18 protein-coding genes, 1 tRNA gene and 1 pseudogene are annotated in these 18,391 nt (G+C 70.9%); 13 read left to right on the top strand and 7 right to left on the bottom strand.

Annotated elements, in window-relative coordinates; all coding sequences use genetic code 11:
* Positions 1 to 20: 20 nt before the first annotated feature.
* Together FVE89_RS25730 and FVE89_RS25725 are read right to left on the bottom strand one after the other, a co-directional pair.
* Positions 21 to 503, bottom strand: a complete 483-nt coding sequence (locus tag FVE89_RS25730) for a DUF4279 domain-containing protein (protein WP_281409014.1) — start codon at positions 501 to 503, stop codon at positions 21 to 23.
* Positions 490 to 717 (bottom strand): hypothetical protein, encoded by a 228-nt coding sequence (locus FVE89_RS25725; protein WP_161392991.1) that lies wholly within the window; start codon positions 715 to 717, stop codon positions 490 to 492. The genes FVE89_RS25730 and FVE89_RS25725 overlap by 14 nt, the downstream gene beginning before the upstream one ends.
* A 175-nt stretch (positions 718 to 892) precedes the next feature.
* Here FVE89_RS25725 and FVE89_RS25720 point away from each other — a divergent pair, with 175 nt between their 5' ends.
* From FVE89_RS25720 to FVE89_RS25690, 7 genes and pseudogenes are all read left to right on the top strand, one after another.
* The gene (locus tag FVE89_RS25720; RefSeq protein WP_161392990.1) at positions 893 to 1,768 is read left to right on the top strand and encodes an aldose 1-epimerase family protein; all 876 of its coding nucleotides are present in this window, start codon (positions 893 to 895) and stop codon (positions 1,766 to 1,768) included.
* Between the two features lie 3 nt (positions 1,769 to 1,771).
* Positions 1,772 to 2,470: pseudogene (locus FVE89_RS30700) on the top strand (uroporphyrinogen-III synthase); the annotation flags it as partial.
* Positions 2,471 to 4,818: 2,348 nt separating this feature from the next.
* Positions 4,819 to 6,372, top strand: a complete 1,554-nt coding sequence (locus FVE89_RS25710) for a heme biosynthesis HemY N-terminal domain-containing protein (protein ID WP_161392988.1) — start codon at positions 4,819 to 4,821, stop codon at positions 6,370 to 6,372.
* A 232-nt stretch (positions 6,373 to 6,604) separates the two neighbouring features.
* Positions 6,605 to 7,045, top strand: coding sequence for an NUDIX hydrolase (locus FVE89_RS25705; RefSeq protein WP_161392987.1), 441 nt, complete (start codon positions 6,605 to 6,607; stop codon positions 7,043 to 7,045).
* A 92-nt stretch (positions 7,046 to 7,137) separates the two neighbouring features.
* A tRNA-Thr gene (locus FVE89_RS25700) sits at positions 7,138 to 7,212 on the top strand.
* A gap of 686 nt (positions 7,213 to 7,898) precedes the next feature.
* Positions 7,899 to 8,210 (top strand): hypothetical protein, encoded by a 312-nt coding sequence (locus tag FVE89_RS25695; protein WP_161392986.1) that lies wholly within the window; start codon positions 7,899 to 7,901, stop codon positions 8,208 to 8,210.
* Positions 8,211 to 8,461: 251 nt separating this feature from the next.
* Positions 8,462 to 8,962 carry a hypothetical protein gene (locus FVE89_RS25690; protein WP_161392985.1) on the top strand — a complete coding sequence of 167 codons (501 nt, stop codon included), beginning with the start codon at positions 8,462 to 8,464 and terminating at the stop codon, positions 8,960 to 8,962.
* A 653-nt stretch (positions 8,963 to 9,615) separates the two neighbouring features.
* On the opposite strand, the gene FVE89_RS25685 is transcribed toward FVE89_RS25690, so the two are convergent.
* The 3 genes from FVE89_RS25685 to FVE89_RS25675 form a co-directional block, all read right to left on the bottom strand.
* Complete coding sequence (locus tag FVE89_RS25685; RefSeq protein ID WP_161392984.1) at positions 9,616 to 9,831, bottom strand: hypothetical protein; 216 nt, start codon at positions 9,829 to 9,831, stop codon at positions 9,616 to 9,618.
* Between the two features lie 26 nt (positions 9,832 to 9,857).
* Positions 9,858 to 10,310, bottom strand: a complete 453-nt coding sequence (locus tag FVE89_RS25680; protein WP_161392983.1) for an anaerobic typically selenocysteine-containing protein — start codon at positions 10,308 to 10,310, stop codon at positions 9,858 to 9,860.
* A gap of 121 nt (positions 10,311 to 10,431) precedes the next feature.
* The gene (locus tag FVE89_RS25675; RefSeq protein WP_348644736.1) at positions 10,432 to 11,847 is read right to left on the bottom strand and encodes a hypothetical protein; all 1,416 of its coding nucleotides are present in this window, start codon (positions 11,845 to 11,847) and stop codon (positions 10,432 to 10,434) included.
* A 344-nt stretch (positions 11,848 to 12,191) separates the two neighbouring features.
* On the opposite strand from FVE89_RS25675, the gene FVE89_RS25670 reads away from it, so the two are divergent.
* Complete coding sequence (locus tag FVE89_RS25670) at positions 12,192 to 12,473, top strand: hypothetical protein (RefSeq protein WP_161392981.1); 282 nt, start codon at positions 12,192 to 12,194, stop codon at positions 12,471 to 12,473.
* 22 nt (positions 12,474 to 12,495) lie between these two features.
* On the opposite strand, the gene FVE89_RS25665 is transcribed toward FVE89_RS25670, so the two are convergent.
* Entirely contained in the window at positions 12,496 to 13,218 is a 723-nt protein-coding gene (locus FVE89_RS25665; RefSeq protein ID WP_161392980.1) for a Crp/Fnr family transcriptional regulator, read from the bottom strand.
* A gap of 637 nt (positions 13,219 to 13,855) precedes the next feature.
* Here FVE89_RS25665 and FVE89_RS25660 point away from each other — a divergent pair.
* Positions 13,856 to 14,713: a manganese catalase family protein gene (locus tag FVE89_RS25660; RefSeq protein WP_161392979.1), complete on the top strand. Its 858-nt coding sequence runs from the start codon at positions 13,856 to 13,858 to the stop codon at positions 14,711 to 14,713.
* Positions 14,714 to 14,809: 96 nt separating this feature from the next.
* Positions 14,810 to 15,127: a metal-sensitive transcriptional regulator gene (locus FVE89_RS25655; RefSeq protein ID WP_161392978.1), complete on the top strand. Its 318-nt coding sequence runs from the start codon at positions 14,810 to 14,812 to the stop codon at positions 15,125 to 15,127.
* Positions 15,128 to 15,146: 19 nt separating this feature from the next.
* On the opposite strand, the gene FVE89_RS25650 is transcribed toward FVE89_RS25655, so the two are convergent.
* Positions 15,147 to 15,392 (bottom strand): hypothetical protein, encoded by a 246-nt coding sequence (locus FVE89_RS25650; protein ID WP_161392977.1) that lies wholly within the window; start codon positions 15,390 to 15,392, stop codon positions 15,147 to 15,149.
* Between the two features lie 303 nt (positions 15,393 to 15,695).
* Here FVE89_RS25650 and FVE89_RS25645 point away from each other — a divergent pair, with 303 nt between their 5' ends.
* The 3 genes from FVE89_RS25645 to cyoA all read left to right on the top strand — a co-directional run bounded on the left by FVE89_RS25645 (position 15,696) and on the right by cyoA (position 18,365).
* Complete coding sequence (locus FVE89_RS25645) at positions 15,696 to 16,445, top strand: sigma-70 family RNA polymerase sigma factor (RefSeq protein ID WP_161392976.1); 750 nt, start codon at positions 15,696 to 15,698, stop codon at positions 16,443 to 16,445.
* An 81-nt stretch (positions 16,446 to 16,526) separates the two neighbouring features.
* Positions 16,527 to 16,907 (top strand): TonB family protein, encoded by a 381-nt coding sequence (locus tag FVE89_RS25640; protein ID WP_161392975.1) that lies wholly within the window; start codon positions 16,527 to 16,529, stop codon positions 16,905 to 16,907.
* Positions 16,908 to 17,462: 555 nt separating this feature from the next.
* Positions 17,463 to 18,365, top strand: a complete 903-nt coding sequence (gene cyoA, locus FVE89_RS25635) for a ubiquinol oxidase subunit II (protein ID WP_161392974.1) — start codon at positions 17,463 to 17,465, stop codon at positions 18,363 to 18,365.
* Positions 18,366 to 18,391: the final 26 nt, after the last annotated feature.

Below are 18,391 nucleotides of genomic sequence, written 5' to 3'. Positions count from 1 at the left end.
CTTGGTACCGTTCGGTGTGCTCAGGCGGCCCGACCGTCGATCCGTTCCGGATCGCGCCCCTTGGTTACGAAATCGGTCTCGATCGCGCCCCGCAGCCTGCGGACCAAGCCTTCCAAGCGCGGATCGATCGTCGGCGGCTGCGCACCGGCTTGGCCGAACCAGAACAGCGTGACCAGCGTGGACAGGCTGGCCGCTCCAACGGCGGACTTCAGGCGATCGAAGGTCTGATCCTTGTCCGCGCCCGCCAGGATATCCACGATGAAAGCAATGTGGTCGCTGAGCTCGGGCGTGCCGAGGCGATCCTTCGTATTGAGGAGCCAGTACCCGGTCTCCCCAATCTTCTCCGCGCCCCGCTTGCCAAGTCTGTACGGCTCGCCCTTTCGGTAGGCGAGCGTCGGCGTGACGCCCAGCATCTCCGACAGGGTAGACACATCAAGGCTGTCGCCCTCGAACCGGAGAGTCGCGAAGGCCTTCAGGGCCGGCGATGAATCAGTCCTCGTCATAGATGTTGCCGATCTCTTCGCCGCGTGAATCGGTTATGTCACCGTTGTCGTATATGATGATGCTGTCCGCTCCCCGGAGCCGGGCCGCCGCTTTGATCGCGTGGATTGCCGCACTGACATCCTCCTCTTGGAGCCCGAGCTTTTCGCTCACATAGGGGACGGGCTGTCCGCTCCTATTCCAGATGACCCGTCGGCGCGTGTGCTTCTGGGTCATGACGCGAAGACACGAGATCCCTGACCGGCGCGACTCGCGCCCCGGCTCGGCCGAGGATCTCGGCGAAGCCCTGCATGATCAAGTCTTTTGCAGCGGCGCATCCTCGACAGAGACCCCTTGCGTCCCGGCCGGCCTCCGTTACCTCGGCTCTCCGAAGCCTGACCGGGAGACCACCGTGAGCACGCGCATCGAGCTGACTGCCGCAGACGGCACCAGGGCTACGCTCGCCACGCACGGCGCCGAGCCGGTCTCCTGGCGGGTCGGTGGGACCGAATATCTCTGGGGCGGCGATCCGGCCCATTGGAACCGCCATGCACCCTGGCTCTTCCCGGTGGTCGGCGCCTCGGCGGGCGGGCGGGTCAAGGTCGGGTCCGAGAGCTACCCGATGGGTCAGCACGGCTTCGCCCGGGACCTGCCCTTCACGGTGGTGGAGCAGGGCGGCGACGCCGTGACCCTGCGCCTGACCGACGGGCCGGAGACCCGGACGCATTACCCCTTCGCCTTCCGGCTCGACGTCACCGCCCGGGTGCGGCCGGCGGGCCTCGACTTCGACGTCACCGTCACCAATTCCGGCGACACGCCCCTGCCCTACGCGCTGGGGTTCCACCCGGCCTTCCCCTGGCCCTTCGCGGGCGGGACGCGGGCGAAGGATGGCGGCTACGCGGTCGTCTTCGAGCATCCCGAGCGGCCCTTCGCTCCCCAGGTCGGCCCCGGCGGCCTGCTGCTGCGCGACGAGCAGCCGATCCCGCTCGCGGGCGACACCCTGCCCCTCGATCCGGCGATCTTCACCGAGGCCTTCGTGTTCCGGAATGCGCGCAGCCGTTGGATGCGCTTCACCGGGCCCGATAGGGCGATCCGCATGGAGATGGCGGATTTCCCGCATCTCGCCGTCTGGACCAAGCCCACGGCGCCGTTCCTCTCGCTCGAATGCTGGACCGGCTACGCCGACTGGGCCGACTTCTCGGGCGACCTGACCGAGCGGGATTCGCAGCGCCTGCTCCGGCCGGGGGCCGAGGCCCGCCACGGCGTCCGCCTGACCCTGGAAGGCTGAGGGTTGCGCGTCTGGGTGGCGCGGCCGGAGCCCGGCGCGACGCGGACCGGCGCGGCTTTGGCGGCGCGCGGCCACGCGCCGCTGGTCGCCCCGGTCCTCGCGGTGCGACCGACCGGCGAGCCGCCGCCCGATGGCCCGTTCGACGCGCTGCTGCTCACCAGCGCCAACGCGGTGCCGGCCCTGCGCGGCATAGCGGCCCTGCATGGACTGCCGGTCTTCGCCGTCGGTGCCCGCACGGCCGCGCTGGCGAGGGAGGCCGGGCTCGGGCCGGTGCACGAGGGGCCGGGCGACGCTGCCGGCCTCGCCGCCCTGGTGCGCCGGATGCTGCCGCCCGGCGCGCGCCTCGTCCACGCGGCCGGGGCTGAGCGCAAGCCCGAGCCCGCCGCGGCGCTCGCAGGGGGCGGGTTCCGGGTCGCGACCTTCGTGGCCTACGCGGCGGAGGCCCTTCCGATCCTGCCCGATTCGGTCGGCCGCGCGCTCGCCGGCGGAAACCTCGACGCCGTCCTGCATTACTCCCGGCGCAGCGCCGCGACCGCCCTCGCCCGCGCGGAAGAGGCGGGCCACGGCGGAGCTTTCCGCCGCCTGAAACATTACTGCCTGTCGGCGGATGTCGCCGCACCCCTGGAAGCGGCGGGTGTTCCGGTCCATTTCGTCGCGGCGCGTCCGCGGGACGTGGAGCTGCTGGACGCCCTTGCGCCGTCGCCCGGCCCGGCGTGCGGTGACAGGGAGGCTGGGCCGCCGTATCTCGCCCTCGCGCCCGGGGCCGGGGCGGTGCTAGGGGGGCGCGGCTGCGCCGAAGAGTTGGAGGACTTGCCTGTGACGCCACCACCCAGCGACGCCGACAAGCCCGGATCCGGCGGTCGCAAGCCGGATTCCGCGTCCGCCAAGCCCGGGCAACCCAATCCCGCCGGTGCGACGCCCCGGCCGGCGACCGAGCCGGTCGTCGCCGCCAAGCCCGGCACGACCGATGCGAAGCCCTCTTCCGGTCCGTCCGGGCAGCCGAATGCCGCCAAAGCCGATGCCCTGAAGACCGAAGCCGTCGGGACGATCCCGCCCAAGGACGCGTCCGCCAAGTCCGAGGCCGCCAAGTCCGAGGCCGCCAAGTCCGAGGTCGCCAAGTCCGAGGCTGCCAAGTCCGAGGCTGCCAAGTCCGAGGCCCCCAAGTCGGATCCGCCGAAGCCGGGACCCACCCCGGCGGCCGACGCCGCGAAGATGGCCGCCGCATCCGCCGCGTCCACGGCCTCGACCGCCTCGGCGACGGGCGCCGCGGCCGGCAAGCCGGAGGCCGCGCGGGCCGAGCCGCCGAAGCCCGGCCAGGCGGGTTCCGGGCCGCAGGCCGGCCCCCGTCCGGGCGGATCCCCCACGGGCGCCGCGGGCGCGGTCAGTAGCGGCACGGTCACGGCCGGGCCGATCCTCGACATGAAGGCCAAGCGCATCCCCGATCCGCCGAGCGCGGGCAGGGAGCCGAGCCAGGAGGCGAAGGCAGGCGGCAAGGAGCCGCCGAAGGATTCTGTGAAGGGGCCGATTCCGGGCGTCGCCGCCGGCACGACGGGTGCTGCGCCGGCGTCCCGGGCGCGGGCCGGGTTCGGCTCCCTGGCGGCCGCGGGCCTGCTCGGCGGCGTGATCGGCGCGGGGCTCCTGTTCGGGGCCGAGACGGCCGGGATCGGACCCGATCCGCGCCTGAACGCCCTGGACCAGAAGCTCTCCGGACAGATCGCCGCCCTGAGCGGTCGCCTCGATGGCCTCGCGCCCCGGGACGCGCTGGCGGCCCTCGACAAGCGGATCGGCACGGCCGAATCAACCGCCAAGCAGGCCCTCGACAAGGTGGGAAGCGCGCCGGCGCCGGACGGCTCCGCCTCCGGTCAGGCGCCGGCGGTGCCGGCCGATCTGGCGGCGCGCCTCGATAGCCTCGATCAGCGCGTGGCCGCGCTTCAGGAGGAGCCCGGCCGCGACCAGCCGGCCGATTCCAAGCTCAACGCCGTCCAGGACAACGGCACCCAGCTTGCCGATTTGGAGGCCCGTCTGAAGGCCCTGGAGGCGAACGGGGCCGACGCAGACGCCGCCAAGAAACTCGCCGCCCTGCAGAGCGAGGTGGAGCAGAAGACCAAGGCGAATGCCGATGCCGATGCCGCCCTCGGCCAGCGTCTCGACACGCTCCAGCAGACCCTCGAAGGCCGGGTGAAGGCCGCCACCGAGGCGGTCCAGGCGGCCACGCAGGCGAGCCGCACCGCCGCCGAGGCCGGGCAGGCCCAGGCCGCGGAGGCCGTGAAGGCGGTCGACCGGCGGCTTCAGGAGCAGGCCGACCGGATCGCCGCCCTGGACAAGAGCGTGGCGCAGCGTGCCGATGCCGGCACCGTCCGGGCGGCTCTCCGGGTGGTCGTCGCCGACCGTTTGGCCTCGGCGCTCGAATCCGGATCGGCCTATGCGGAGCCGCTGGCGAGCCTGCGCAAGCTCGATCCTTCGACGGAGGCGCAGGCCAAGGCGCTGGCCCCCTTCGCCCAGACCGGCGCGCCCACGGCGGGCCAGCTCGCCGACGAATTCCGGCCGATCGCCGAGCGCATCGCCGCCAAGCGGCGGGCGCAGCAGACCAAGGCTGCCGCCGAGACGGGCGATTTCCGCGCCAAGCTCCTCAGCATGGCCGACGGCCTCGTGCAGGTGCGGAAGGTCGATACCCCGGCTCCGGAGAGCGCCACCCAGCCGGAGACCAAGGTCCAGGCGGCGCTCGATCGGGGCGACCTGCCGGCGGCGGAAGCGGCCTTCGCGGCGCTGCCGGCGGACGCGCGGGACGAGGCCGGCGATTTCGGCGCCAAGCTCAAGGCGCGGGCCGAGGCCGAACAGGCCGCGCGGACGCTCATCGGAAACGCCTTCCAGGCCCTGCCGACCGGTGCGGAGTCCGGCACGCCGGCTTCCGCAACCAGCCGCTAGGATTGTGACGGCTTCGAGCCGCGCGCTGCGCGGCCGCAACTCCTCCGGGCGGGCGTGCAGGCGCCCTGCCCCTCCCGCACCCAGCGACCGTCGCCGCGCGGCCGTCGACAGGAGACTCTGACCCCATGTGGCGCGCCCTCGCCTTCCTGGCCCTGCTCGCACTCGCCGCCTTCGGGGCGGTCTGGATCGCCGACAGGCCCGGCACCGTCACCGTCGTGTGGAACGGCTACCAGATCGGCACCAGCCTGGCGGTGGCCCTCGTCGGCGTGATCGCCGCGGCCATCGTACTGGGTGTGCTCTGGGCGATCGTGCGCGGCGTGATCGGCCTGCCCGAGGCCCTGGTCCGCGGCTCCGCCGAGCGGCGCCGGACCAAGGGCCTCTCGGCCCTGTCCCGCGGCATGGTGGCGGTGGGCTCGGGCGATCCGATGGCCGCCCGACGCTATGCCGGCGATGCCGAGCGGCTGCTGGGCACCGAGCCGCTGACCCTCCTGCTCAAGGCGCAGGCGGCGCAGATCTCGGGCGACCGGGACGCGGCCGAGAGCGCCTTCCAGCGCATGGTCGACGATCCCGAGACCCGGGTGCTCGGCCTGCGCGGCCTGTTCGTGGAGGCCCGCCGCCGGGAGGACGAGACCGCCGCCCGCGCCTACGCCGCCGAGGCCGCGCGCCTTGCCCCAAGCGTCACCTGGGCCAACGAGGCCCTGCTGGAGGCCCAGAGCGCCGATGGCGACTGGGGGGCCGCCCTGGAGACCATCGAGCGGCGCTCCTCGCTCGGGCTGATCGACAAGGCGACCGCCCGGCGCCAGCGGGCCGTGCTGCTGACGGCGATCGCGGGCGAGCGCGAGGCCGGCGAGCCGGACCTCGCCACCGAGCGCGCCCTGCAGGCCGTGAAGCTGGCACCGGATCTCGTCCCGGCCGCCTGCATCGCCGGGCGGCTGCTCGCCCGCCGCGGCGACTTCCGGAAGGCCGCCCGCATCGTCGAGACGGCCTGGAAGGCGAACCCACATCCCGACCTCGCCAAGGTCTATCTCGGCCTGCGGACCGGCGACTCGGTGCGTGACCGCCTCGCCCGGGCCGAGGTCCTGGCGAAGCTGTCGGTCTGGGATCCCGAGTCGCGGCTCGCCCTGGGCCAAGCCGCCCTCGACGCACGCGATTACAAGCGTGCCCGGGAGGCCGTGAAGCCGCTCCTGGCCGACCGGCCGACGGCGCGCGCCTGCCTGATGATGGCCGCGATCGAGGAGGCCGAGCACGGGACCACCTCGGGCCAGGCCCGCGAATGGCTGGCCCGCGCCGCCCGCGCCCCGCGCGACCGCATCTGGATCGCCGACGGCATCGCGTCCGAGACCTGGGCGCCGGTCTCGCCGGTGAGCGGCCGGCTCGACGCCTTCGCGTGGCGGGAGCCGCCGAACACGCTGGCCTCGCCGGCCGCGGTCGAGCCGGAGGCCGAACGGAACGACGCGGCCGCGCCCGTCCTCGTCCCCGCCACACCGAACGGCGCCGGCCCGGCCCCGTCGCGGCCGAGCGCGACCGGGTCGGACCCGGTCGTGCTGCCGAAGGGCATCGCCCCGGCGCCCGGAACGGGGGCCAAGGCCACCGGTCCGGACCCGGTCTCGGCGGGGATGACGGCGGCCGCGCTGCCGCCCTCCAAGGCCGCCGAGCGTGCGGCGCTCAAGACCGGCTGATCTTCGCGCCAGAAACGGCTTCGAATTCGTTCTTGATGGGAGGCACAAGTCTTGTATCGGGGCTTGCAGTCCTAGTGTCTGGCGCGCAAGCGTCTGTACACGAGCATCGAGACCGTCATTCTGTGTGGCGCGCCGCTGCCACACCCGGAGGCCCGCTCATCCGCCCTCTGATGCCTGCTTCGGACACGCCGCCGGCGCGGTCGAATCTGAATCCCGTCCAGCACCGCGGGGTATGACCGTGATGAGTCTCGATGAGGACGGCGAGCCGCGGCGGCAGGTCGGCGCCCTTCCCTTCCGGTTCGGGCGGGACGGGAAGCCGAAGGTCCTGCTGGTGACGTCCCGGGAGAGCCGGCGCTGGGTCATCCCGAAGGGCTGGCCGATGAAGGGGCGCAAGCCGTTCCAGGCGGCGGCCCGCGAGGCCTACGAGGAGGCGGGGCTGCGCGGGGCGATCGGCAAGCGTCCGATCGGGCACTATCTCTATCAGAAGCGCCTGAAGAACCTCGACGCGGTCCAGTGTCAGGTGAAGGTCTTTCCGCTCAAGGTCCGCAAGCAGCTCAAGCACTTCCCCGAGGAAAATCAGCGGGATCTGCGCTGGTTCTCACCCGCGGAGGCCGCCGAGGCCGTCTCCGAGCCGGGGCTGGCCGCCCTCATCCGCGCCGCCTGCCGCTGGTAAAACCTCCGGATGCGGCGTTGCCAACGCGGCGGCGATCCGTTATGGCCCCACTCGACCGGACGGACACGCCCCGCGGGGCGCCCCGGCCACCGGCTGCGGTAGCTCAGTGGTAGAGCACTTCATTGGTAATGAAGAGGTCGAGAGTTCAATCCTCTCTCGCAGCACCATTCTCATCCCTCATCTCGGACGATTGACGACGCAGGCTCCATCAGAGTCTCGACGCTGACTTTTCGCGTCTGCGTCGACGATCGGGGCGCGGGCGGTTCATGCGGTCTGCCTGGGCGTCCGGTCGCTCGGGGGCGCGTGCAGGTTCGTCGCGCCGGATTTGGATCGGGACCCGCCGGTCCCATCGGAGCGAACCCCTCAGCGTGGCGGTACGCTCGGCCGTAGCGTCGCCGCGGCGGGACGGATCCGAACGGCAGGCAGATGCCCTCATGCGCCCTCCCTGGCCTCGGATGGGGAAGGGAGAGACGCGGAGTTGCCTTCCCCTCTCAGCGGAGACGTGCGCATCCGTGGGCTGATGGGGGCTTGGAGGCGCGGTCCACGGCCGTCGGGGCGCGGATCAGGTCGTGACCCGCGTCGCCCGCGAGACCGTGCTGCGGTTCGGCCAAGACGGCCAGCGGATCGGAGACGCGCAGGCCCGGGTGCGGGGACTGACGCTTGAACTCTTCCGCCGCGCCTGTTTATTGGACTTGGGACAATCGTGGAGGTCACGTCCCGTAGAGCCGCGGTCGTGCGGCCGCTCGTCAGGCGCGAGAGCCCGTTTCGAGCCTCGAACCGGCACCTGGGAGATCGGTCGCTCCGGAGCCGGACTGGATCCGCACCGAGCGCCAGAGGCGAAGGTCCCACGCATATGGCAGATCCCGGCGATGAGCCAGACAAGATGGCCGAAGTTGCCGGGCTGGCGGCGGCGATCGCCGATCGCATCCTCGATCAGCATGCGGCGGGCACGTCGATCCCGCCCGAGCAGTTCAGAATGCTCGTCCGCGCGGCCCGGATGCTGCTGGACCATGGGGTGCCCTGGCCGCACTCGGTCGAGCATGTCGTGATGGAGGTCGCCCGCCGCCTGGAAGGCGCCGAGGCGCCGTCCGCCGGGGCGCCGCCGATGGGCGACGACGTGGTCGTGCATCTGACGCGGAGCCTGGGCGCCGTGAAGCGGTCCTGACTGCACGCGATCCTCCGGGGGCGGCTTCTCCCTTGGGGGCTCCCTGGCGGGTTCTATCGCGGCGCGATGGCTCCGGACGGGATCCCTCGATCCGCGCTGCGGCCTCCGCACTGCGCGGCAGGCACCGCCCGATGGAGCAAAGCCTGCCGGATCTTCGTTGCGGTGGTCGAGGCAGACGGCGTCGCTTCCCCCGACGGTGCCGCCACGGGGCCAGGACATCTCGGTTGGGAGTGGGTCAGGAGGTCGGCCGGTTGGCTCATTTGACATCGATCGCCGCGGCGGGCGCGGCGGCCCTGATGATCTGCGGTTCCGCGCAGGCAGCCTCCGACATCACCATCGCGGCGATCGCGACGGGGCGGCTCTACGTGGTCGGCACGACCGATCAGCCGCACATGCCGGTGGTGCTGGACGGTCGATTCCGCACCGAATCCGACGATCAGGGCAAGTTCCAGTACGAGCTGGTCTATCATCCGCCGCGCTGCATCGTCTCGGCGGCGATCGACGGCCGGACTCACGAGGCTGTGGTCAGCAATTGCGGCGAGCCCTGTGCGCTCCCCGCGCCCGGCACGGGCAATGCCAGCGCCGACCGCGACATGCCGCGATCCGCAGCGCCGGAACCGGCCCGCTCGGCGGATTCGGCGGCCGGATCCGGTGGTCCGGCCGTGGGGGATCGTGAATCGCCGTCGCCCCGCTCCCGCATCGCGCGCCCCCCGCTCCCGCCGCAGAGGCCGACCTCGGGCCTCGGGACCTGAACGGCCTTTGCCGATGGGCCGGCCCGGCTCAGGCCGGTGAAGCGAGGGGCTTGCCCTCCTCCGCCGTGCAGGTCCCCGCCACGCGCGTGGCGCCGGCGGTCTGGCCGGCCGTGCCTGGACCGCGACCGCCGCGAAGCCGGCTCGGCGGCGTTCGCGCATCGTCGCCTCGGCCCCGGCACGTGAAAAAGCCCGCTCCGGCGAGCGAAGCGGGCTTGAGTCGGCCATTGGGGTTGGGAGGCGCCATGCGGCCACGGCGCACGCCAAGCCACATCACCCGTTTGAAGGAGGTTGGAAGCCGGCCGGCGCCGGGCCGCCGGCCGTCGCCTCCCTATCGGCTGCGGGCGTTCCGATCGCTCACGGCGCCCGCCGCGGCCGCGCTGAGCGCGGCACTGATCACGACGAGGAGACTTGTTGAGATCATGGAACAGGCTCCTTGGACTGTAATGAACCAGCGCCGAGGATCGTTAACGGTCCGTTAAACAGGCTCCCCCTTGGGCAGGTTTCATAAGGAATCATGGTCGTTTAGAGCGGTCGAGAACCATGCCGCCGCGCTTGCGCCACGGCGGGGCGGGCGCCCATAGCGTCGACAGGGAAAGATCGTCAACAGGAAAGCGGCCGCCGCCCCACCCGCCGTGTGCGCGGTGACGCCGATCTCAGAGCCAGCGCTCGTCGATGTCGGTGGCGTTTCGCTCGGCCAGGGGCTGCGTCTCGTCGCCCTCGGCGAAGACCACGATGTCGTCGGGGCCGACATCGCGGGTGGCGTAGAAGTCCCAGCGGCGATGGATGACCCGGGGGCCGCCGAAGATCCGGACGGCATTCCAGTAGCGGTCGTCCCGGAAGCCGACATAGTGGACGCAGGCCGTCGTCATCCGCCGCTCATGCGTCTCGCCGAGCCTCAATGGGCCGGCGGGACCAGGATCAGCTTCCCCTTGAAGGGCGCGCCCTGGTTGCGGATGCTGGTGCAGGCATACTCTTCCTGCCCGGCCTTCATGGTCCGCAGGCGCAGCGTGCCCTGGCCGTTCTGCTTGATCGTGTAGCCCTTCTCGCTCTCCACGTGGACGAGATCCCCGTCCGAATGCTGGACGAGGCCGTTCTCGAACTGGCCGGGCGCGGTGAGGATTACGGGGGCGTCGGCGCTGCTCCTGATGTGGAGCACGACGTTCGTATCCGCCGGGAGGCGCAGTTCGGCCGGATCGCAGACCGGCTTGCCATCCTTCAGGCTGACGGTCAGCTCCACGGGCGGCGTCGCATCGCTCGCCGCGGGCGGAAGGGGCTTGCCCTGCGCGAAGGCCGGCCCCGCGACGAGACAGGCGACGAGGGCTGCCGCGCCACGTGAGAAAGTCAGCATCAGGGGCCTCTCCGGGACAGGTTTTCGGCGCACGCCGAGGTCACCGTCAGAAAGGCCGCGCGCTCGGCACTGTTCCCGGTCGCAACGCCGCACCGGGGCGCCTCCGGCAGCGTCGTGCGGTTCAGTCGAGCGCGTAGCCGAGCAGCCCCTCGGTCGCCTGCCCCTCGCATCGTGCGTCGGTCGACACGAAGTGGTCCCGGCCGCCGGCGAGGCATCGGAAGATCGGATGGCTGCCCGGCTGCGCCGCTTCGTAGAGATAGCCGGTCTGCCCCAGCGGGGTCCGGCCCTCGCAGTTCGGATCGCGGCTGAGGAAGTGATCCGTGCCGGCGAGGCAGCTCATGAGCTGGGCGGTTCCCGGCCTCGGAAGGAGGAACAGCGTCCCGACCGCTCTTTCCAGCGTGTAGCCCGGGGCGATGTAGCCGGTCGTGACCCAGTGCCCGCCCGGTCCGACCGCCCGCTTCAGGGGCGCCCGGTCGGCGGACGGAGTCTCGGTCGCCGCGGCGATCCGCCAGGTGCCCGGATAGGGGTCGCCCCCGGAGAAATAGACCGTGATGGTCGGCAGGAACGGCGTGAGGCGGCCGAAGGGATCGCGCTGAAAGCCGGGGCTGTGATTGAGGTAGAACCCCGTCACGTCCGAGTTCAGAGAGCCGACCGGGGTCCAGGTCGCGGGCGCGCCGCTCAGCAGGGCCTTCAGCGGCATCCGGTAGAGACCCATCCGATAGGTCTCGCGGTCGGGGTTGCGGGCCGGATCCTTGCAGGCGACCTGCTGGCAATTGCGCCCCGGCAGGCCCGTGATCACGTAGATGTCGCCCGAGGACGCATCGTAGCCGAAATCGGAATTCGGATTGATGGTGGCACCGTCGCCGGCCCGGTTGGGCACCCGGACCGGCGGGTCGAAATGGACCGCGTCCGCGGTGCGCCGCACGTAGAGATCGCCGAAACCCGCCACACCCTGCGGGCCGGTCAGGTCGGTGGTGAACACGAGCAGGCTGGAGCGGCCGTCGAGGTTGATCGTCGCGGGTTGCCCGGCGCCGTAATTGCCCTGGGCGACCGCCGGATTGAGCGGGGCGATGACCGGCTCGGGATAATCGACCCAGGTCACCTTGTCGTTGGAGAAGGCCAGACCCGTGTGGTTGTTGTGGCCCGGCAGGTTGTCGGCGCCCGAATAGTACATGGCGTAGGCATAGGGCTGGCCGTCCGCGGGATTGCGGAAGCGGCCCCTGATCACGCTCGGATCGCAGACATACTGGCGGTTCCAGGACCCCGGCGTGGGTTGGAAGACGACCTGCGCCGGCGAGAAGCCGCCTTGAGCGGTGTAGGTCCGGTGGAAGATCACGTCGGTCTTGCCCTGGCCGCACCACCAGATGTCGGTCGTCCCGCCCTCGGTGATGAGGCTCGGGGCGTAGTTGTACCCGCTCGGATTGACCTCGTTGACGAACAGGGGCTGCGCCTCCGGCCCCTGCCAGCCCGCCTGGGCCGCCGAGGCGAACAGCGCCGCGACGGCGGCGAGGCATGAGAGGGGGAGCGTCCGTGTCACGGTCATCCTGTTCCGGCACCGGAGGGGGGCGACCGCCCGCGCCGCGCGGACCGGTGTCGCGGAGCCGGTTATACCGCGACGCGGTCGGGCGCCCAGCACGGCCGCGTCGCGACCCGGGCTCTCGCCCCGGCGACAGGCCGCGCGCTGTGGCGATCGGACCCGAAAGACACACACTCTCGCCATATCGGCATGGAAGTGCCTGCCCGGGCACGGGAACTGCGCCGGGGCGGGCGCGCCGTCCGGCCTCCGGGCGGGGTGAAGGGGAATCCCGTCAGGGGCTGCGGCGCCCCCGGGGCGCCGGATCGGCCGCGCCGCACTGACTCGCTGGAAGGACCGAGAGGACCGTGAATACGACAGCCCTGTTCACGATGGTGAGCCTCGTGCTCGGCTGGGCCGTCCTGGCCGGAGCCGCGCTCGCGAGCGGCCGGCTGCCGACCTTCGCGTTCCTGATCCTCACCCTGATCGCGCTCTATCTCTACGTGCCATGGGTTCGGCTCCGCGCCAGCGGGATCGACGGGTCCAGCCGGCCGGGCCGGTTCTGGACGAACGTCGCCATGCTGATCGTCACGGCGGCCGCTTGCCTCGCCTTCGTCGTGATGCTGGCCCGTCGGGCCGGATTGCTGTGAGCCGGGGCTGCGCCGCGGCGGATCAGGCGGGATTGGCCCAAAGTTCGAGGTAGGTCGGGTCGAACTGGGCCAGCTTCTCGAGGCGCGGCCGATCGAGGAGCGTCAGCTGGCCGCCCCGCAGATGGATCAGCCGGCCGTCGCGCAGGCCCTTCAGCACCCGGTTGACGTGGACCGGGGTCAAGCCCAGGGCGTCGGCGAAGTCGCTCTGTGTGATCCGCAACTCGAAGCTGTCCTCGGTGGCGAGGCCCACGGCCGCCAGCCGCCAGCGCAACTCGCACAGGAGATGCGCCATCCGCTCGATTCCGACACGCCGCCCCAGGCTGACGATCCATTCCCGGGCGATGGCCTCCTCGCGGCGCAGGCGATGGCTGAGGATGGCGAACAGGTCCTGATGATCGAGCGTGCCGATCCGCGCGAGGGGGATTTCGCCCACCGTGCATCGCGTGAGCGTATTGACCGCGTATTCGGTGCGGTGTGCCAGGATCGCCTCCGGATCGCAGATGTCGCCCGGGATCAGGATGGCGGTGATCTGCCGGCGCCCGTCCCGCAGCATGCGGTTGCGGCAGGCATGACCGGCGAGCAGCAGATGGGCGACATCCGGCTCGGCGCCGGGCAGCAGCAGATCGTGCTGCTTGGGAATGGCCCGTTCGCGCATGGGCAGGCCGAACGTTCGCGCGAAACCCTCCGGGGCCGCCGGACGGGTCATTCGTACCAGGGCGAAGGGGGCGCTCTGGGCAGTGAGCATTGGAAGCACTCCAAGCTGTTGTCGATGCGGCGCCTTGGGTTTTCACGCGTTCCCGGAACGAGGCATCTCCGTATACAAGTCGGTAGAGTGTAATTGGACCGCCGGTCGATCCGATATTCGGTGCAATGTCCGCGACCGGACACACAAGTATCGCGCCGTTCGAGAGCGCGTTGTTCCAGCGGTTGCCGCTGCGGTTCGATTGCGGGCGTGGGACCCGGATCCGCGCCGGCCGCTCCGCGTGCAAGCCTCCGCGCCGCGACGGGCCGATATACGATGCGCCTTCGGGCGGGAGCCGGATGACCCACCGGCAAGGCTTCCATCAGGCTATTGTGCGCCCAAGCTTCGACGACGCGCCCGCCGCCAACATGGATCGATGGGTGTAAACCTATGTTACCGAGCTAAAGCGCCGTCTTCTTGCGTGAAAATAGCGGCCTATAAAAAAATTATGCCTTGATTTCATGGCGTAAAATCGGATGCCGGGCACTTAAATCGTTCCAACTGCGTCCTTCGACTGAACCGATCTCCTGAGCCCGGGTTGGACAGGGTGCGAGGCCCGATGCTCCCGTGGAGTACGGGGCCCGCGCCCGATCGTGCGGTGGGCTTGAGCGCGCCGTGCCTCTCGCGAGGGACAGACATCATGTACTATCACGACAAGCGCCTGCAGTATCCGGTCAAGGTCGAGAGCCCCGATCCGGTCTACGCCCGCATGCTCCAGCAGGCGATCGGCGGCATCGAGGGCGAGATCCGCGTGGCGTTCCAGTACTTCTTCCAGGCCTGGGGCAACCGCGCCCCGACCACGAAGTACCGCGACATGCTCCTCAACACGGCTACCGAGGAGATCGGCCATATCGAGATGCTCGCCACCGCGGTCGCGATGAATCTCGAGACCGCCCCGACCAAGGTCCAGGAGGCCGGAGCGGCCGACGCGATCGTCGGTGCCGTGATGGGCGGCGAGAACCCGCGCCACGTCGCCGAGGGCATGCTGCACCGGCACCTGCTCTCCACCGGCATGGCGGCCTTCCCGGCCAATTGCGACGGCGTGCCGTTCGACATGAGCCACATCTACGCCAGCGGCAACATCGCGGCCGACATGTACTGCAACGTCGCCGCCGAGAGCACCGGCCGTGTCCTGGCGACGCGTCTGTATAACGCCACCAACGATCCCGGCATGCGCGACATGTGGAGCTTCCTCATCGCCCGGGACACGATGCACCAGCAGCAATGGCTGGCGGTGATCGAGGAACTGGGCGGCCACAAAGGGACGCTGCCGATCCCGAACTCCTTCCCGCAGGAGAAGGAGAACCAGAAGTTCAACTACAATTTCTTCGCGACTGCGGCGGACGGCACGCCGCCCCCGGCCGGCCGCTGGACCGAGGGACCCTCGCTCGACGGCAAGGGCCAGTACAGCGTCGTCCAGAATCAGCCGATGGGCGAGGAGCCGGTCCTCGGGCCGGCCCGTCCCGACAGCGGGGCTGAGACCCAGCAGATCGGCTGACGGCGGGGCGCTCCGGAGCACCGTCATCTCCTGGCGATCCGGGTCACGGCACCCGGATCGTCCCCGCCGCGAACGAGACAGGCAGGTCGCAGAACGGTGACGAGCGCCACATTCGTCGATGGTCGTGTATACTTGGCCCGCACCGAGGCGGAGCGCGCGCCGCTGATCCGGCGGCTCGGGCGGATCGAGGGGCAGGTCCGGGGCCTGCGGGCGATGATCGAGGCGGACCGGTACTGCCTCGACGAGATCCAGCAGATCCGGGCGGCCACCGCCGCGCTGCGCGAGGTGGGGCTCCTCATCATCGGCCAGCACCTCGCGGCGAGCCTCACCCTGGCGGCCCAGCCGCAGGATCGCGAGGCGGTGCTGGAGGATCTCCTGCGCGTCCTGCGGGCCGGCCTGGCGGAGACGCGCTAGGGCGGACGGGCCGCCGCGCTCAGTGCCGCGTGAGCGTCTCGATCACGGCGCCGGGCTCGACCGTCTCCGAGAAGCGGGCGAGGCGTTGCCGGCTCGCCTCGCCCAGGCCGCCGGCATGCGCGAAGGTGGTCAGCGCGATGCCGACGAGGAAGCGCGCCTCCTCCAACGTCACGGCCCGCCCGCTCAGGGTACTGGCCGCGCCGCGCACCGCCAGGACGGCCTGCTGGAAGGCCGGATCGTCTTCGAGGTCGGACAGGCGTGTCATAGGTGAAGTCCCGAGTTCGGCGTCCGGCTGCAGCGATACGGTCTAGCTAGGTTCGCCGGCCGTCGCCGCAATGTTCGTCCGCGCCCGTGGCTAGATGCGGCGCGGAACGGGACAGGTTTTCGCGAGGCACATCCGTATCCAAGTCGTGCCCACGGACCGTCCTTCAGCTCGGATTAGCAGTCGGTGCATCATGGATCAATCTTAAGATCTCGACCTTGGCTGATCTATGTTGCGGCGATTGTTCCGGAACCGGGTCCTAATGCCCGGACCGATACTCTTATTCCTCCCAGGCGATCGGCGATCATGCTTCAAGACGCGACCGACGGCGATACACTCGCCCCGCAGGTTCCCCGACTCCCGGACAGCGTCCAGTCTCACCTGGGTCATCTGCTGGCCGTGACCTACGCGCAGGATGCGGTCGAACCGGCCATCGCGGACCGCTTCGCCGATCTCCTGACGCTGCTGGACGCAGCCTTCGGCAAGGCCCAGGACGGCCGCGAGGCGGAGTTCCAGGCCGCCCTCCTGCGCCTGGTGCCGAACCTGCAGCGCTTCGCGCGCTCGCTGCTGCGCAACCATGTCGGGGCCGACGACCTCCTGCAGAACACGCTGCTGCGGGCGTGGCGCTCGCGGGCCAGCTTCGCGCCGGGCACGAATCTGGAGGCGTGGCTGTTCACGATCATGCGCAACCAGTTCTACAACGAGCACCGCAAGCGCGGCCGCGAGGTGCAGGACGAGGACGGCCAGCAGGCGGAGCGGATGGTGTCGCTGCCCGAGCAGGGCGGCCATCTCGACCTGAGCGACGTGCGCGCCGCCCTCGACCGGCTGGCGCCGTCGATGCGGCAGGCGCTGGTGCTCGTGGCGATCGAGAACCTGACCTACGAGGAGACCGCCGAGGTCATGCGCTGCCGGATCGGCACCGTGAAGAGCCGGGTCTGGCGGGCCCGGACCCAGCTCGCCGAGATGCTGGGCTATACCGGCCTGGAGGTCGGCACCGACGAGGTCATGCTGGCCGCGGCCGGGCCGCGGGGCCGGAGAGCGGCCACAATCTCCTGATTGCTGACCGGGTCGCGCCAGGCAACCTTGCACGCGTAGGGTGATGCAACCGTCACGCGCGCCAGGAGCCGCCGTTCCCGCATGCCATCGCTTGTCCCCGCCCGCCGGACCCTCCTTCTCGGTCTGGTCCTCGCCACCTGCGCGTCTCCGGTCGGGGCGATGCCCGGGCCGGCGGCGCGTGCCTGGCTCTCGGACCTCGTGACGCGGATCGATGCCGCGGACCGCGCCGAGCGGCGGGCGGGGTCCGGGCGGCGGGCCGGCACCGTGGTGGTCCATGTGGAGATCGGTGCCGATGGGGCGTTGCAGCGCGCCGAGGTCGAGCGCAGCTCGGGCTCCCCGGCGCTCGATCAGCGGGCGCTGCGCGCCGTCCGGGGCGTCGGCCCGCTCTCCGCGCCGCCGGCCGGTCTGTTGGGCAGCGCGGGCGTCGCCGACCTGAGCATCCCGGTCGAACTCGGCCGTTGAGCCGCGGGCAGGCGCGACAGCGCGACGGCGATCACCACCGGTGCCAGGCAGAGCGCCACGCGCAGCAGGATGCCGGCAAGGTCCCGGACCCATAGCCGCATCTCGTAGAGCGCGGCGCAGCCGAACGTGAAGGCGGCCGCCAGGAGGAGCGCGTCGGCTTGCCCGGTCATGGGGAGGTCTGCGGCATGGAACGGTCTCGCGACGGGCGGGGCACCAGGGTGGCGCGTCGCGGCCGCGCGTGCCTTGTCGCATGTTGAAAATGGCGGACAAATCTATGCTGCTCGGGCATAAGCTTGGCCATATAGTAATGATCTATGTTCGTATGAAAATATTCGCCTCAACAAACGATGTTATTTCTACGGGGGGACGGCTGCTGTACCTCGGGTCTCGTCCAGGGCGTCCCGCCGGGGCGGCCGCGGTGGCGGCTGGTTCGGCCGGTGAAGCGCCCCAGCGGTCGCCCCAGGGCGTCCGGGACCTGATCGGAGGCTCTGCATGGACGCTGTCCCGGCCCTGACTTCGCGCGGCACCGCCCGCTGCTCCGTGGCCTGACGCGCGATGCAGATCCGTTCCGTCCCTCCGCTCCGCCTCCTCCTGGTCGCCGCGGCGCCGGCGCTCCTCGGGGGCTGCCAGCAGCACAACCTCCTCGACGCGAAGGGCCCGGTCGGGGCGGCCGAGGCCAACATCCTGATCATCGCCACGATCATCATGCTGGCGATCATCGTGCCGACCATGATCGCCACGGTGATCTTCGCGCTCTGGTACCGGGAATCGAACCCCAAAGCCCTCTACCGGCCCGACTGGGCCTTCTCGGGCCGGATCGAGCTCGTCGTCTGGTCGGTGCCGTTCCTGACCATCACGTTCCTGGGCGGGATCGCCTGGATCGGCGCACACCGGCTCGACCCGGCGGTGCCGCTCGAATCCGACAGGAAGCCCCTCCAGGTGCAGGTGGTCTCCCTCGATTGGAAATGGCTGTTCCTCTATCCCGACCAGGGGGTCGCCAGCGTCAACGAACTGGTCGTGCCGGCCGCGACCCCGGTCACCTTCAAGCTGACGTCGAGCAGCGTCTGGAATTCGTTCTTCGTGCCCAAGCTCGGCAGCATGATCTACACGATGCGCGGCATGGTCACGACGCTCAACCTGATGGCCGATCAGGCGGGCGAGCTCCACGGCCTGTCGACCCATTTCAGCGGCGACGGCTTCGCCGACATGCACTTCCCCGTGCGGGCGGTCTCGGACTCCGACTTCGCCGCCTGGGTCAACGGGGCCAAGGGCTCGGGCGCTGCCCTCGACAAGGCCGCCTACGCCGAACTCACCAAGCAGAGCATCGCCGACCCGCCGCGCAGCTTCGGCTCGGTCGAGCCCGGCCTGTTCGACGGCATCGTCGCCCAGACCGTGCCCCCCGGGCCAGGACCGGCGGCGGGCGGCGTCGAGAACGTCCGGCCCAAGGGCGGGGCCTGACAGGCGCTCCGAAATCCGGCTCACGC

The sequence above is a fragment of the Methylobacterium sp. 2A genome (assembly GCF_009806555.1).
Classification (GTDB): domain Bacteria; phylum Pseudomonadota; class Alphaproteobacteria; order Rhizobiales; family Beijerinckiaceae; genus Methylobacterium.
The sequence above is the reverse complement of the archived record's forward strand: the minus strand, read 5'-3'. Positions and strand labels throughout refer to the sequence as shown.

What these genes read in the sequence shown, in the direction of transcription:
- FVE89_RS25730 (WP_281409014.1), bottom strand. Translation starts at nt 503, where the DNA reads ATGACGAGGACTGATTCATCGCCGGCCCTGAAGGCCTTCGCGACTCTC.
- FVE89_RS25665 (WP_161392980.1), bottom strand. Translation starts at nt 13,218, where the DNA reads ATGCTCACTGCCCAGAGCGCCCCCTTCGCCCTGGTACGAATGACCCGT.
- FVE89_RS25685 (WP_161392984.1), bottom strand. Translation starts at nt 9,831, where the DNA reads ATGACGACGGCCTGCGTCCACTATGTCGGCTTCCGGGACGACCGCTAC.
- FVE89_RS25725 (WP_161392991.1), bottom strand. Translation starts at nt 717, where the DNA reads ATGACCCAGAAGCACACGCGCCGACGGGTCATCTGGAATAGGAGCGGA.
- FVE89_RS25640 (WP_161392975.1), top strand. Translation starts at nt 16,527, where the DNA reads ATGCCATCGCTTGTCCCCGCCCGCCGGACCCTCCTTCTCGGTCTGGTC.
- FVE89_RS25650 (WP_161392977.1), bottom strand. Translation starts at nt 15,392, where the DNA reads ATGACACGCCTGTCCGACCTCGAAGACGATCCGGCCTTCCAGCAGGCC.
- FVE89_RS25705 (WP_161392987.1), top strand. Translation starts at nt 6,605, where the DNA reads ATGACCGTGATGAGTCTCGATGAGGACGGCGAGCCGCGGCGGCAGGTC.
- FVE89_RS25680 (WP_161392983.1), bottom strand. Translation starts at nt 10,310, where the DNA reads ATGCTGACTTTCTCACGTGGCGCGGCAGCCCTCGTCGCCTGTCTCGTC.
- FVE89_RS25695 (WP_161392986.1), top strand. Translation starts at nt 7,899, where the DNA reads ATGGCAGATCCCGGCGATGAGCCAGACAAGATGGCCGAAGTTGCCGGG.
- FVE89_RS25660 (WP_161392979.1), top strand. Translation starts at nt 13,856, where the DNA reads ATGTACTATCACGACAAGCGCCTGCAGTATCCGGTCAAGGTCGAGAGC.
- FVE89_RS25710 (WP_161392988.1), top strand. Translation starts at nt 4,819, where the DNA reads ATGTGGCGCGCCCTCGCCTTCCTGGCCCTGCTCGCACTCGCCGCCTTC.
- cyoA (WP_161392974.1), top strand. Translation starts at nt 17,463, where the DNA reads ATGCAGATCCGTTCCGTCCCTCCGCTCCGCCTCCTCCTGGTCGCCGCG.
- FVE89_RS25645 (WP_161392976.1), top strand. Translation starts at nt 15,696, where the DNA reads ATGCTTCAAGACGCGACCGACGGCGATACACTCGCCCCGCAGGTTCCC.